This is a genomic window from Ruegeria sp. CDSC051 (assembly GCF_059610665.1).
On sequence record NZ_JBXWOC010000001.1, the window covers coordinates 299,980 to 313,787 of the forward strand.

Genomic DNA, 13,808 nt, shown 5'->3' on the forward strand with positions numbered 1-13,808 from the left:
GGGTTCGATTATGGTTTACCGTTACCGGCCCATGCGCGTGGTTCCTACGATTACGACTAGCGTTCTCATCGCCAGAGGCTCCTTTTTGCGTGGGTTGGACATTATGGGCGGTGGAAAGGGGCGTCAACAGGCAATTGCACCAATTTTCTAACTTCTGGGTGGTATTTTGCGACATTTTATTGCGCATTTTGACGCATGTTCGGAACTTTCGGGATTTTCGCCCCTTTGCAATGCTTGGCGAGTGGCACGGAAGTGTCGAAATGCGTCATGCCGATGTCCGAAACGGGCATGATCGTGATTTTAGGCTGAGTCACGCTGGACTTAATTGCAGTGGCGAGGGAGGCCGAACATGTTGCAGGATCTGGTTGATCTCGGGCGATACCCGATAGACCGCCCCGGTTCATGGGCATATGAGCAGCTGATAGGTGATCTGAGGCGCGAGCTGGATCGGGACGGCTGTGCTGTTCTTCCAAGTTTCGTACACGAGGATGGCGTGGCGCGTTTGCTGAAAGAAGCCGATAAGACTGCCGTAGGTGCACATAGGTCATTTAGCCGAACGAATGCGTATTTCACCAAAGACGACCCGGCATTGGCGCCAAGCCATCCGGTGCGTCGATTTTATGATCGGTCGAATGCCTTTGTGCCAGCGGACAGTTTTTCCAAATCCGGACCGCTGCGACGTATTTATGAGTTCGCTGGTTTTTTACCTTTCATTCGAACGGCATTGAACGAGTCCGAAGACCGGTTCTTTCGCTACGATGATCCTTTGGCTGATGTCATCATCAACGTGGTCGAAGAAGGGCAGGGGTTTCCCTGGCATTTTGACACCAACAACTACACCGTGACGCTGGCCATTCAGAATGGAGAATTCGGTGGTGAATTCGAATATGCCCCCAACCTGCGAAGCGCCGAGGATGAGAATTTCGCGGCTGTTTCTGCAGTACTGGACGGTGATCGGAAACGGGTGCACCAGTTGGTGTTGAACCCAGGGGATCTGCAGATTTTCAAAGGGCGCTATTCCTTGCACCGGGTCGCTCCCGTGAAAGGAGAGCGCAGACGATATGTCGGGATCTTTTCTTTTGTCGAAACCGAAGGCATGTGCGGTGGGGTGGAACGGACCCGTCAGTTATATGGGCGTGTTCTTCAGCATCACCATGACAAGGAAGGAGTCCGGCGTGACGCCCTTCTGGATTGACGGTAACTAAGAGTGCTCTCGCCCGTTGCCCGCCTGCCTGCGGAGGCTAGGCCGAGCAGCGCGTGCCGCGCTACGGGATCAGAACCCTGGGCTGGTGCCCTGTAGAACGCCGTGCTCCAGCGCATAGCGGGTCAGGCCGGCAGTTGAGGATATGCCCAATTTTCGTTTGATGTTCTTGCGATGGGTCTCGACCGTTCGCACTGAGATATCAAGGGTTTGGGCGACTTCTTTGTTCGACTTACCCTGTGCCAGCTCCAACAGGATCGTCTGTTCGCGCCCGGTCAAAGCCTCGCGCGTTGTGTCGCCTTTGGGTTTGAGGGAACCGCTTGCGCCCGTGCACAAGTATTGTTCACCCCGCATGACGGCGTCGATGGCCTTTTTGATTTCATCCGTTGGGACGTCCTTGAGCACGTACCCTTTTGCACCGTGGCTGAGAGCAGTCGAAATATATTCGGGGCTGTCATGCATGGACAGGATCAGAATGCAGGTGTCCGGTATGCGTTCAAGGATGATCTCGGTTGCGCTCAGACCGCTTAGCCCGGGCATATTCAGGTCCATCAGGATGACGTCAGGCTTCAGATCGGCAACCTGATCAACCGCTTTCTTTCCGCTGCTGAGTGTCCCGACCACGGTGATGTCGTCATAGCTTTCGAGGATCGACTGGATCCCCTCGGCCACCATTGGATGATCGTCGACAATCAGGACCCGGATCGTCTGGTCGCTCATGTACCGGCCTTTCGGTTCGGAGTTGCGTCTTCCTGTGGCGGCAACAGGTGGCTGAGTGGCAGGCTGACCTCGATCACTGTGCCGCTGCGGTGGCCGCGTGATGACAGAATTCGCAGCGATCCGTCAAGTTGCTCGATCCGTTCCTGCATGTTGCGCAACCCAATCCCGGTACTGCCCCGACCCGGAGCGTTGCGCAATCCGCGGCCGTTGTCGGTTATTCGCATGGTTGCGCCTTTCTTGTGCCCGCGCAGATCGATGGTGACATGGGTGGCACCGGAATGGCGTTCGATATTGGTCAGGGCCTCTTGGGCGATGCGGTAGAGGGCGATCTTGCTATCCTGATCCAGCCGGTTGCGGAAAACAACGGTCGAGAAATCGGTCTCGATCCCGGTTCTCTCGCGGAAATCATCTGTCAGAGCCTCAAGCGCGGGGCCGAGGCCCAAATCGTCCAGCACGCCGGGGCGCAAGTCGCGACTGATGCGGCGGACCTCGCTGATGGCGGTTCCCAGATGCTCGATCCCCTTGTCCAGTGGATCATGCGCGCCCACATCATCGCCGCGCGACAGGCGACGGCGGGCGTTGTCCAACGCAAAGCGCACGCCCACAAGGATCTGACTGATCCCGTCATGAAGCTCGCGTGCCACACGGCCGCGCTCTTCCTCTTGCGCGTCGAATACCCGCTGGGTCAGCTGTTTCAGTTTGGCATCGGCCAGACGTCTTTCGCGGATGTTGAGCAACATGCCTGAGGCAAAGACAATCAGAACAGCGGCCAGAACAATGGCACCGATATACATGAAGGTACGCTGCACGCGCGCTTCAACCTCGGCCCGTGCGCTGGCAACTGCGGCAACAATGTCATCGATGAATACCCCGGTGCCCACGACCCAGCGCCAATCCTGAAGGCCGACGACATAGGCGATCATTTGCGCTTCTTCCCCGGTCGAGGGCTTTTGCCACATAAAGCTGTGCCAACCCGCACCCTGACGAGCAAGGCGAATGAACTCATTCACCACCGGTGTGCCGTCGCTGTCGGTCAGACCCTCCCAATTTCGGTTGATGAACTCAGTCTGACGGGGGCTTACCAGATTGGTGCCGTCATAGTCATAGACGAAAAAGAACCCGTCCTGCCCATAGATCATGGCCGACAGGATTTGCGCGACCTGAGTTTTGGCGGCTGTGTCATCCGGAGCCGCGCGCCCGTAGATATAGGCAAACCCATTGCGCGCCTGAGTGACATAGTTGCGCAGCTCTTCCTTCTTGGCCTGAATCAAAGAGCGTTCCAGTGCTTCAATTTCGCGCTCGGCAGTGGCGCGCGCCTCATAGGCAACCATCACCGCAATCGCGGCCACCGCCACGACCAGCGGGATCGCCGCCACCAGCGACAGCTTTTGAGCATAGGTCAACGAGACCAGTTGTCGAAGTCTTTGCATGGACGAATCGATACGCAAGCCACAGCAGAATTGCAAAAAGATTGGGCCTCTGGCGGGAAAACGGCACCAAAAATCCCTGTTTTGCTATGATTGGACCGTTATTGCCTGTGCAATTCGCGCAGAAAGCCGCGTTTCTACGCAGTAGTAGGTATTCCCTTTCACTTCCTTGTGACTAGTCTTGCCGCTGTTGAATACGACAGGCCCGGACAATCCGGGTCATGATTATGAAGGGGAGGATCACTCATATGGACCGTCGTTCATTTCTGAAAACATCCGCACTGGGCGGCTCGGCTGCTGCAGCGACCACGCTGGCGGCACCGGCCTATGCACAGGGCAAGCGCACGCTGACCATGGTCACATCCTGGGGCCGTGGCCTTGCAGGTGTGTTCGACAGCGCGCAGCGTTGCGCCGACAGCATCACCACCATGTCGGACGGCAACCTGAACGTTGAGATCAAAGCAGCCGGTGAGCTGGTTGGCGCGTTCGAAGTGTTTGACGCGGTATCATCCGGTCAGGCCGATATGTACCACGCGGCAGACTATTATTTTGTGGGTCAGCATCCGGGCTATGCATTCTTTACCGCTGTTCCGTTTGGTATGACCGCCCAGGAACTGGTGAACTGGTACTACCATGCCGGTGGTATGGAACTGCATGACGAGCTGGGCGAAATCTTTGGCCTGAAATCCTTCCTGGCTGGTAACACCGGTGCGCAGGCGGGTGGCTGGTACTCGAAAGAGATCAACAGCCCCGAAGATTTCAACGGCCTGAAGTTCCGCATGCCGGGGCTGGGCGGTAAAGCTCTGGGTAAACTGGGCGCATCCGTACAGAACATTCCGGGCTCCGAAGTGTATCAGGCGCTGTCATCCGGCGCGATCGACGGAACCGAGTGGATCGGTCCGTGGGCTGACGAAAAAGCCGGTTTCCAGGAAATCACCAAGACATACTATACCGCGGGCTTCCATGAGCCGGGTGCGGGTCTTTCGCTGGCAACCAACCGCGAGGTCTATGACAGCCTGTCTGCCTCGCAGCAGAAGATCATCGAGATCGCCGCAGGTGAATGCCATCAGTGGAACCTGGCGCAATTCCTGGCCAACAACGGCGCGGCGCTGCAGCGTCTGCAGGCAGGTGGCGTCAAGGTCATGGAGTTCCCGGACAGCGTTTGGGACGCGTTTGGTGCCGCAAGCCAGGAAGTCCTGGACGAGAACATGGGCGACGAGCTGTTCAAGCGCATCCACGACAGCGCGATGGAATCCATGGCCGCGTCTTCGGCCTGGAACAATCTGTCGTCGGGTGTCTACACCTCGCAGCGCGACCGCGTTCGCGGCTAAGTCACTTCGATCCTTGAAATCGGTTCCCCCGCATGTCGGGGGGGCCTTTCCCGTTGCGCATCTGACGGTCGGACAAACTGTAACTCTCGAATGTGCAACTGACGCGACCTGGGGACAACATGCAGGACGAAAACGGTATCTCGTTCTTCGGCGCCCTGTGGAATGGACTGATATGGTTCATTCAGAGCATTGCCGAAGCCTTCATTAATTTCGGATACGCCATCACGCATCCGCAACTCTGGCTGGACTGGTCGGACAAAGAAGCAGTCATGCGCTTTGTCTATTACGGCGGGTCGGTCGAGTTCTTCTTTGTGGTTTTCACGCTGTTTCTGGTGTTGACGGCCATTGGTCTGTACTACCGCAACTTCATGTGGGCGATGGTGCGCGGGCTTGAAGGCTTTGCCAACACGACGGGGCGTTTCTTCGCCTGGGCAGGCCTTTTGATGGTGGTTCAGCAGATCATCATCGTGTTCATGCAGCGGGTCTTTACCCGCCCGGATATGTCCTTTGGGCTGGGTATCCCGTTTCAGATGGATATCAGCTGGTTCGCGGAAGAGCTGAAACTGTATAACGCCATGGTCGTGTGCCTGTGCTGCACCTACACCTTTGTACAGGGCGGCCATGTCCGCGTTGACCTGATCTATGCGGGCATCAGCCACCGCGCCAAACGTGTGGTCGACATGTGTGGTGCCATACTGTTCATGATGCCGATGGCGGTGCTGACCTGGATGTATGGCTGGTACTTCATGTGGCGGCATCTGATCGTGCCGAAGCCCTCGGCCAGTGATACTTTGGACCGGCTGGTGGCCAAGTCCCGCGCGCTGCGCTGGAACGTGGAAACCATCGGGTTCAGCCCCAACGGATTCAACGGCTATTTCCTGTTCAAGATCCTACTTATCGCCTTCGCAGCGATGGTGTTCTTGCACGCGATTGCATTCCTGTACCGCTCGTATCTGGAATATGTGGAAGGCCCGGAAAGTGTTGGAAAATACCTCGACAAGGACAGCCTTGGCGAGGGTGAAGAAGCCTACGAAGGCGCGCATTAGGGACGGAGAACCAGACAATGCTATTCGGACTTGATGGCGTCGAGATAGGCCTCATTATCGTATTTTTCTGCCTCTTCGGAGGTATTCTATCCGGTTTTCCGGTGGCCTTCGCCATCGGCGGGGCAGGAGTGATCTCATTCGGCATCATCGCCGCATTGGACAGCGCAGGTTTGCTGATTCACCAGGCGATCGACACCGGCTCTGCGGCGTATCAGGATCTGGTCAGCACGGGGGTTAAACCCGATACCATATCAGTGTTCCGCTTCCCGGACTTGCCAAGGATTGCCGAGCCTGTTTTTGTCTCGGGCTGGGAAACCGCTCTGGACCGCAACGTGTCGTTCATCGTGAACCGCATGAACGAGCGTGTTCTGGCCGGTCAGTCCATTGAAACCCTTCTGGCGGTTTTGATGTTCGTGCTGATGGGCATCACGCTTGAACGGTCGAAGATCGCCAATGATCTGCTGACCACAATGGCGCGCGTCTTTGGACCGTTGCCAGGTGGTCTGGCCGTTTCGATTGTGGTCGTGGGGGCGTTTCTTGCGGCCTCAACCGGGATCGTGGGCGCGACCGTTGTAACCATGGGCTTGCTGGCGCTGCCAACCATGCTGCGCAACAACTATTCGCCTGAATTGGCGACGGGTGTCATTGCGGCTTCAGGTACGCTGGGGCAGATCATCCCGCCCTCGATCGTGATTGTTCTGCTGGGAACGCTGGCCGGTGACTTGTATTCGACGGCTCAAGAGACCCGCGCGGTTGACGCAGGATGCACGGACGCACTGACCTATCTGGGTGAGCCTGCGGTTGTCTCGGTCGGTACTTTGTTCCAGGCCGCCTTGCTGCCAGGGATCATGTTGGCGCTGCTATATGCGCTTTATGCCTTTGGCTATGCGCTGCTCAACCCGCATAAGGCGCCTGCGGTGCCCATGACCGGCGGCAGCGGAGAGCCCATTACCCGTTCAGAAGGTTTCACCTGGTTGTTGGGTGCGCCTGTCGCGCTGATCGTGGGTACAGTTCTGCTGGGCAATCTGGGGGTTATCGGCAGCCAGAACGTCTCGGTCTCGGCCTTCTCAGATATCGGGCAGGGCGCATCGCTGCGGACCAACGTTTCCGAAACTTGCAAAGCCTCGATGATCGAGCTGCATGGTCAATCCGCCTGGGATCAGGCCGTGGCCGAGCAGACGGCCATTGATGACGCAGGTGGTGCCGCAGAATCAACTCGTCTGACCGAGGAAGAACTGGCCACGGCGCAGCAGGAGAAGATTGCCAACGCCGCTCCGATTGGAACGGGTGTTGCGGTGATGGTTCTGTTGCTGGGCCTGACCATTGTGCTGGGTCGGGGTATTGCTCCGTCACGGTCGCCACAGCCGCTGATCCTTGGGTCCATTGGTCTGATCCTGATGTTGCTTGTCGATATTCTGTTCGTGTCGCCAACAACCTCGTCAGGGTTGACCTTTGTGATGCTGGCGTTGCCCTTTGCCTTGGCCATCTATGGCTGCAAAGAGGCTGCGGCGCGCTGTGCCACCAATGATCTGATCCGGGTGGTCTTTCCTCCGCTGGTTCTGATCATCGCGGTGCTGGGGTCGATCCTGGGTGGGGTGACCAACCCAACACCGGCGGCGGCATTGGGCGCGGGTGGTGCGATCATGCTGGCGGCCTATCGCAAGCTGCAAGATCAGGAGCGGTCTGGCAAGGTTATCATCTGGGCCACCTTCGCCGTGGTCATTGCCCTGTTGATGGGGGTCAATTTTGATCTGCGCATCAATCAGAGCAGCGCCTCGGCCGAAACCTGGATTGCCTTCATCATAGCCTATGCGGCCTATCTGTATGCCCTGTTCGGTTTGCTGTTCGGCTGCTGGGTTCTGTATTCCAGCGGCGTGCTGACCCCGGTGGTGCGGGAAACCGCCAAGGTGACCTCAATGGTGTTCACCATTTTGATCGGGTCTCAGTTGCTGAACCTTGTGGTGATCTCGTTTGGCGGTGAGCATTATATCCAGCAGTTCCTCAAGAGCTTTGACAATGAATTCACGGTCTTCCTGATCGTGATGCTGGTGCTGTTCTTCCTTGGGTTCGTACTGGATTTCCTGGAAATCATCTACATCGTGATCCCGATTGTAGGCCCGGTAATCTATGGCGGGTCTTTTGATCCGAAATGGGTGACGATCATGGTGGCGGTGAACCTGCAGACCTCGTTCCTGACGCCACCTTTTGGATTTGCGCTGTTCTATCTGCGCGGGGTCGCGCCGAAAGAAGTGACCACCGGCCACATCTATCGTGGGATTGTACCGTTTGTGCTGATCCAGGTGGTAGGTATCGGAATCCTTTGGTTCTTCCCTGCGATTGTGACCATCGTGCCGGATCTGATCCCGAACTGATCGAAGTTAGGTGTTTAAAGGAAAAGGGGGCCTGCGGGCCCCCTTTGCTTTGTTGGTAGGTAAAAGGGGCCAGCCCCTTCTTGGCCTGTGGCCAATTCAGCCCCGAGGTATTTTGGGCCAGATGAAGATGAGGATCAGGTGAATTGGATCAGATCCCAGCGGTTGCCGAATGGGTCCTGCCAGACCGCTACGGTCCCATAAGGTTCATGGCGCGGGGATTCTTCGAAATGGACGCCTTTGGCCAGCATGGCCTTGTGGTCGCGGTCGAAATTGTCGGTTTCCAGAAAGAAGCCGACCCGGCCACCTGTCTGGTTGCCGATTGCGGTTCTCTGATCTGCATCGGCGGCCCTGGCGAGAAGAAGTGAGCCCCCGGTGGATCCGGGTGGGCTTACGCGGACCCATCTTTTTCCAGCGCCCAAGTCGATGTCCTGCGTCAGGGAAAAGCTGAGTGTATGCGTGAAAAAGGCGATGGCATCATCGTAATCCGGCACGACAAGCGTAACGGCGTGGAGGCTTTGTTGCATCAGGTTTCAGCCTTTGGTCGGGTGACGATCAGGCAATTGGATGCTGGCAACCTGTTCGGCGATGGGGGCTGTGGACAGCGGGTGGTGGCCGTCATGTGCAATGTCATAGGGATCCTTGACCCGTTTCCATTCGCCCTGACTGTACACTTCCAGCCCTGCAAAGCGGGATTTGTATCCCATTTTCGGGCTGCCAGGCACCCAGTAGCCAAGATAAATATAGGGCAGACCCGCCTCGCGTGCGATGTCGATGTGATCTAAAATCATGTACGTGCCCAGTGAATTCTGAGGCTGTTCCGGGCTATAGAATGAATAGACCATGCTCAGCCCGTCATCCAAGACATCGGTCAAACTGACAGCGATCAGATTGCCGGATTCCGGGTCTGAATATTCGACCACTCGGCTGCGTATGGGGGTCTCTTCGATCATGGCTGCAAATTCGAAGACGTCCATATCCGCCATGCCGCCATCCGCATGTCGGGTGTCAAGATAGGTGCGGAACAGGTCATACTGTTCGTCGGTAGCCCATGGGGAATTCGCCCGGCGTCGCAGATATGAGTTCCGCCTGACCGCGCGTTTCTGGCTTTTGCTGGGTTGAAAGGCCGAAACGTCGATCCGCGCGGACAAACACGCGGCGCAATCGGTGCAGGAAGGGCGGTATAGGACGTTTTGAGACCGTCGAAACCCTTGCTGGGAAAGGGAGTCATTCAGTTGATTCGCGCCTTCGCCTTGCAGGGCTGTGAACAGCTTACGCTCCATCTTGCCCTCAAGATAAGGGCAAGGCTGAGGGGCCGTAACGTAGAATTGCGGCGCGATTGGCAGCGTGTGTCGCATGAATGTCCTATGTTTCCTGAAACGGGATGATAACAACCGTTCCCGGAGCCGCCAAGTGATTCACGCGACAGTCTTTTAAGCGCGACGGTTAATCATAACCGTGCCTAGAAGAGTGTCAGTCAGGCCCTGGCCGCGCGCGCCGGTCAGCATCATGATGACTGAAATGATTTGCAGCACCGGAAATGCCATGCTGACAAAATAACCGGCTGTGTGTGCGACCGCTTTACCTGTGTCCATTCGTTCACCAAAAGCGTCGCGCAGTTCGACCCCCATGAAACGCATACCCAGAGTGGCCGAGCCGTTGGCGATTGTGACGACGCGATAGACAAAACTGACCACCGCATAAATCAGGGCGAGTATCAGTACGCCGAGCCCGAGGGTCAGGACGATGGCGACGGTACAAAGCAGTGAAATAAAGGCGATATCGAACAGCCAGGCCAGGAACCGTTTGGTCGTGACGGACTGGTAAAACTCGGGCTGTCGGTTCGGGTCTGGCAAGGAGTGCATACGGGTCATTCCGGTAGATGTTTCAAATACCCTGTCCCGATTGTCGGAACAGGGCAAGGTCGATCAGGCGTTATCGCCGGATTCGTCGCTTTCGCGGTTCTCGCGGACGCGTTCATCCATGAACTGGTCGAATTCGGCCTTGTCTTTCGCTTCGCGCAGGCGATGCAGGAACGCTTCGAATTCCTGTTGCTCACGCTCCAACCGAGCCAGAGTATCGGACTTGTAGGCGTCGAATGCGCTGTTGCCCGAGGGCTTCATTGCGCTCATGTGGCTGTGCCAGGATTTGCGACGGCTGCAGGACTTGTTGAACATACGTTTGCTCCAGATCATGTAGGCCAGAAGGGCCAGGCCAAGGGGCCAGAAAAAGATGAAGCCAAGGACCATGGCTGCGATCCAGGCCCCTTTGCCTTTATCGTCAAGCCAGGCTTCTGCGCGGCTGAGCCATCCCGGGTTTTCAGGGACGGCGTGTTCGGTCAATGCGGTCATTGGTGCTCTCCGGGTTAGATGTAAATTGTTTTCACATTGAATAGATGGGGGCACCAAACCCAGTTACAAGAGGTCAATGTGAAAATGATTTACATTTCTGAATTTCGGATGGTTGACCTGACATCTGAACAAGCGCAATTTCAGTCTAACGCACCACGGTTTCTTTCAAACATTGACTGGGTTGTCTGCTGCGGCGCTGTTTTGAGTTAAGCGCCAGATTGTTGCAATGTCGGGTTAGAAATTTGGCCACAGAAATACTAAAACCACGTCATCGGAGATGAAATGACAGGACTTCTTGCCGTCAACCGTGTACCGCGCGCCTTTGATCATTCACTTGGTTCCGAAGCGCGCGAAGCAGTGGGTGGCATAACACCTGAGCAGGGGGAACTGATCGCAGGGGCTGCGGGCTCCAGCCCCTATCTCAAAGGCCTGATTGATCTGGAAGCCGACTGGCTACCGCAAGCTTTGGCTCAACCGGACGCGATGCTTGCATCCATTATGGAAACCGCAAGGGCCTTGCCTGCGGATCAACTCAGGCCGGGGCTGAGGCAGGCCAAGAGGCGTTTGGCGCTGTTGACCGCCCTGGCGGATCTGGCAGGGGCGTGGCCGTTGGAAAAAGTTACAGGGGCACTAACCGATTTCGGGGCCATGGTAGCGGATGTTGCCGCCAAGGCCGAGATTGCAACCTTGATCCGGCGAGGTAAATTGCCGGGGATGACCGAAGATGATGTCGCCTCTGCCGCGGGAATGATCATTTTGGCCATGGGCAAGATGGGTGCGCATGAGTTGAACTACAGCTCTGATATCGACCTGATCGTTTTGTTTGACGAAACGCGCTATGATCCGGACGATTTCTATGAAGCGCGGCAAGGGATGGTCCGGGCGACACGGAATTTCTGCGCCACACTCAGTGACAAGACAGCGGATGGATATGTATTTCGCACCGATCTAAGGCTGCGGCCTGACCCTGCGGTGACGCCAGTTTGTCTGGCTGCGGAAGCTGCCGAAAGGTACTATGAAAGTCTGGGCCGCACTTGGGAGCGCGCCGCATATATCAAAGCGCGTCCCTGCGCTGGCGATATCGCTGCGGGGCAGCGTTTTCTGGATACGCTCCGCCCCTTCATCTGGCGAAGGCATCTGGATTTCGCGGCTATTCAGGATGCCCATGACATGCGCTTGCGTATCCGCGAAAACAAAGGGACAGGCGGTGCGCTGACCATTCCGGGTCATGATATGAAACTAGGGCAAGGCGGGATACGTGAGATTGAATTCTTCACTCAGACCCGACAGTTGATTGCCGGAGGTCGCGATACGGACCTGCGCGTGCGTGGTACTGTTCCGGGTTTGGCGGCTTTGGCCGGCAAAGGGTGGGTGCCCGAGGACGTGGCTGAAAAGCTTACCGATCACTACCGCGCGCATCGCGAAGTCGAACACCGCATTCAGATGATCCATGATGCGCAGACCCATAAGATTCCGCAATCCTCGGACGGGATTGAGCGGATTGCATGCCTGATGGGGATTGATAGCGCCGATCTGACTGCGGATCTGAAACGGCGGCTGACCGAGGTTCATGAGTTGACCGAAGGTTTTTTCGCCCCCGGCCCGACAGCCCGTGCACCTTTGCCAGAAGTTGAATTTGACGAAAGCATATTGGCGCGCTGGACGACCTACCCATCACTGCGTTCTCAGCGCGGGGCGCGGATTTTCGAACGGCTGAAACCCGAGCTGCTGACGCGTCTTGCCAAAACCGCCCAACCGGATGAGGCGCTGCTGGCACTGGACGGGTTCCTTCGCGGGTTGCCTGCGGGCGTGCAGCTGTTTTCTCTGTTCGAGGCCAACCCGCAGCTTATCGACCTGCTTGTCGATATAGTAGGCACGTCGCATGCATTGGCCGCGCATTTGTCGCACAACGCCTCGGTCTTTGATGCGGTGATTGGCGGCAGCTTCTTTGACGACTGGCCGGGCCAAGCCGTGCTCCAGGACGAACTGGAACAAGAGCTGTCGCAGGAACAAGACTACGAAAGCCAGCTTGATCTGGCGCGGCGCTGGTGCAAGGAATGGCATTTCCGGATCGGCGTTCACCATCTGCGCGGGTTGATCGACGGCGTGCAGGCGGGGCAGCAATATGCCGAACTTGCAAGCGCGGTGATCGCTGCGATCCTGCCATGTGTTGTGGAGCAGTTCATCAGCAAACACGGGCCCGCACCTGGTCGCGGTGCCGCTGTGCTAGGCATGGGATCCCTGGGGGCAGGGCGGATCAACTCGCAATCTGACCTGGATATGATCGTGATCTACGACCCGCTGGATCAGGACATGTCCGAGGGCCCACGGCCTCTTGCCACGCGGACCTACTATGCCCGGTTCACGCAGGCACTGATCACGGCGCTGTCGGCCCCTATGTCGCAGGGGCGACTTTATGAGGTCGACATGCGGCTGCGCCCCTCGGGCAATCAGGGGCCGGTGGCGACCAGTTGGGCCAGCTTCACGAACTATCAGCAGAATGAGGCCTGGGTGTGGGAACACCTTGCCCTGACACGCGCAAACCCCGTCGCCGGTGAGCCCTCACTGGCCGACGATATCGAGAGCTTTCGAACAGAGCTTGTTTCGCGCTCCCGCGATCAGGCGCAGGTTTTGCGCGAAGTTGCCGAAATGCGCGCGCGTCTGGCAGCCGCGAAAACCCCCGCCGGTATTTGGGATGCCAAGAATGGGGCCGGACGCATGATGGACATAGAGCTGATGGCCGAAACAGGCGCTTTACTGTCCGGTGTTGCAAAGCGCGATGTACATGCCGGGTTGGACGGTGCAGTCGCAGCCGCGCTTTTGGATGTCGCTCAGGCGCAAACGTTGAAGGATTGCTACGATCTATGCTGGTCTGTGCAATGCGCAGCTCGGCTGTTGTCAGGTAAGGTTATCGAGGCCGATAAAATCGGAGAGGGCGGTTCCGCCTTCCTGTGTCGGGCCACCGGGTATGAGCAGGTAGAACAGTTGCAGGCCGCGTTGCAGGAAAGCTACGATATCGCCGCCGAAATTATCGGCCGCGTGATTCAGGAGGATAAAGATGCCGCGCAATGACGATCCGAACGATCACAAAGGCCTGATCCGCGAGGCCTATCGCATCGATGGCATCACATTGCCCGAATGTCGCAGTATCTTTCTGGACTGGGCGTTAAGCCTTCCGGAGGGGCGTGATCAGAGGCAAGCCCTGTCTGACCTGCACGCCATCTATGCCAAAGATGAGGCCGATCACCCAATGACACAGGTGCTGACCGAAGGGTTGCAATCTGCTCAGGCGCCGAAACGGCGCGGTGGTTGGCGGTCTCGCAACCGCTAGGGCTTTCCCCTCGGCGCGTTCGCGACTATGAG

At 57.2% G+C, this 13,808-nt stretch carries 12 protein-coding genes; 6 read left to right on the forward strand and 6 right to left on the reverse strand.

The window, feature by feature from the left end; all coding sequences use genetic code 11:
- Positions 1–349: 349 nt before the first annotated feature.
- Positions 350–1,195, forward strand: coding sequence for a HalD/BesD family halogenase (locus AC2FH0_RS01475; RefSeq protein ID WP_496788352.1), 846 nt, complete (start codon positions 350–352; stop codon positions 1,193–1,195).
- 78 nt (positions 1,196–1,273) lie between these two features.
- On the opposite strand, the gene AC2FH0_RS01480 is transcribed toward AC2FH0_RS01475, so the two are convergent.
- The gene (locus AC2FH0_RS01480) at positions 1,274–1,921 is read right to left on the reverse strand and encodes a response regulator transcription factor (RefSeq protein ID WP_142633290.1); all 648 of its coding nucleotides are present in this window, start codon (positions 1,919–1,921) and stop codon (positions 1,274–1,276) included.
- The gene (locus tag AC2FH0_RS01485; protein WP_496788353.1) at positions 1,918–3,351 is read right to left on the reverse strand and encodes a cache domain-containing protein; all 1,434 of its coding nucleotides are present in this window, start codon (positions 3,349–3,351) and stop codon (positions 1,918–1,920) included. Before AC2FH0_RS01485 ends, AC2FH0_RS01480 begins: the two co-directional genes overlap by 4 nt.
- A gap of 245 nt (positions 3,352–3,596) precedes the next feature.
- On the opposite strand from AC2FH0_RS01485, the gene AC2FH0_RS01490 reads away from it, so the two are divergent.
- The 3 genes from AC2FH0_RS01490 (at position 3,597) to AC2FH0_RS01500 (ending at position 8,097) form a co-directional block, all read left to right on the forward strand.
- Positions 3,597–4,679: a TRAP transporter substrate-binding protein gene (locus AC2FH0_RS01490; RefSeq protein WP_142633295.1), complete on the forward strand. Its 1,083-nt coding sequence runs from the start codon at positions 3,597–3,599 to the stop codon at positions 4,677–4,679.
- A 119-nt stretch (positions 4,680–4,798) separates the two neighbouring features.
- Positions 4,799–5,725, forward strand: coding sequence for a TRAP transporter small permease subunit (locus tag AC2FH0_RS01495; RefSeq protein ID WP_142633297.1), 927 nt, complete (start codon positions 4,799–4,801; stop codon positions 5,723–5,725).
- A 17-nt stretch (positions 5,726–5,742) separates the two neighbouring features.
- On the forward strand, positions 5,743–8,097 hold the full coding sequence (locus tag AC2FH0_RS01500; RefSeq protein ID WP_281971950.1) for a TRAP transporter large permease: 2,355 nt from the start codon (positions 5,743–5,745) through the stop codon (positions 8,095–8,097).
- A 134-nt stretch (positions 8,098–8,231) separates the two neighbouring features.
- On the opposite strand, the gene AC2FH0_RS01505 is transcribed toward AC2FH0_RS01500, so the two are convergent.
- The 4 genes from AC2FH0_RS01505 to AC2FH0_RS01520 all read right to left on the reverse strand — a co-directional run bounded on the left by AC2FH0_RS01505 (position 8,232) and on the right by AC2FH0_RS01520 (position 10,445).
- The gene (locus AC2FH0_RS01505) at positions 8,232–8,621 is read right to left on the reverse strand and encodes a VOC family protein (RefSeq protein ID WP_496691094.1); all 390 of its coding nucleotides are present in this window, start codon (positions 8,619–8,621) and stop codon (positions 8,232–8,234) included.
- Positions 8,622–8,627: 6 nt separating this feature from the next.
- Positions 8,628–9,452 carry an arginyltransferase gene (locus AC2FH0_RS01510; RefSeq protein WP_496688360.1) on the reverse strand — a complete coding sequence of 275 codons (825 nt, stop codon included), beginning with the start codon at positions 9,450–9,452 and terminating at the stop codon, positions 8,628–8,630.
- A gap of 75 nt (positions 9,453–9,527) precedes the next feature.
- Entirely contained in the window at positions 9,528–9,959 is a 432-nt protein-coding gene (locus AC2FH0_RS01515; protein WP_142635100.1) for an RDD family protein, read from the reverse strand.
- Between the two features lie 63 nt (positions 9,960–10,022).
- A complete protein-coding gene (locus tag AC2FH0_RS01520) occupies positions 10,023–10,445 on the reverse strand; it encodes a DUF2852 domain-containing protein (protein WP_496691095.1) in 423 nt (140 codons plus the stop codon).
- Between the two features lie 282 nt (positions 10,446–10,727).
- On the opposite strand from AC2FH0_RS01520, the gene AC2FH0_RS01525 reads away from it, so the two are divergent.
- A complete protein-coding gene (locus tag AC2FH0_RS01525) occupies positions 10,728–13,517 on the forward strand; it encodes a [protein-PII] uridylyltransferase family protein (RefSeq protein ID WP_496788355.1) in 2,790 nt (929 codons plus the stop codon).
- Positions 13,504–13,776: a hypothetical protein gene (locus AC2FH0_RS01530; protein WP_281971953.1), complete on the forward strand. Its 273-nt coding sequence runs from the start codon at positions 13,504–13,506 to the stop codon at positions 13,774–13,776. Before AC2FH0_RS01525 ends, AC2FH0_RS01530 begins: the two co-directional genes overlap by 14 nt.
- Positions 13,777–13,808 lie beyond the last annotated feature (32 nt).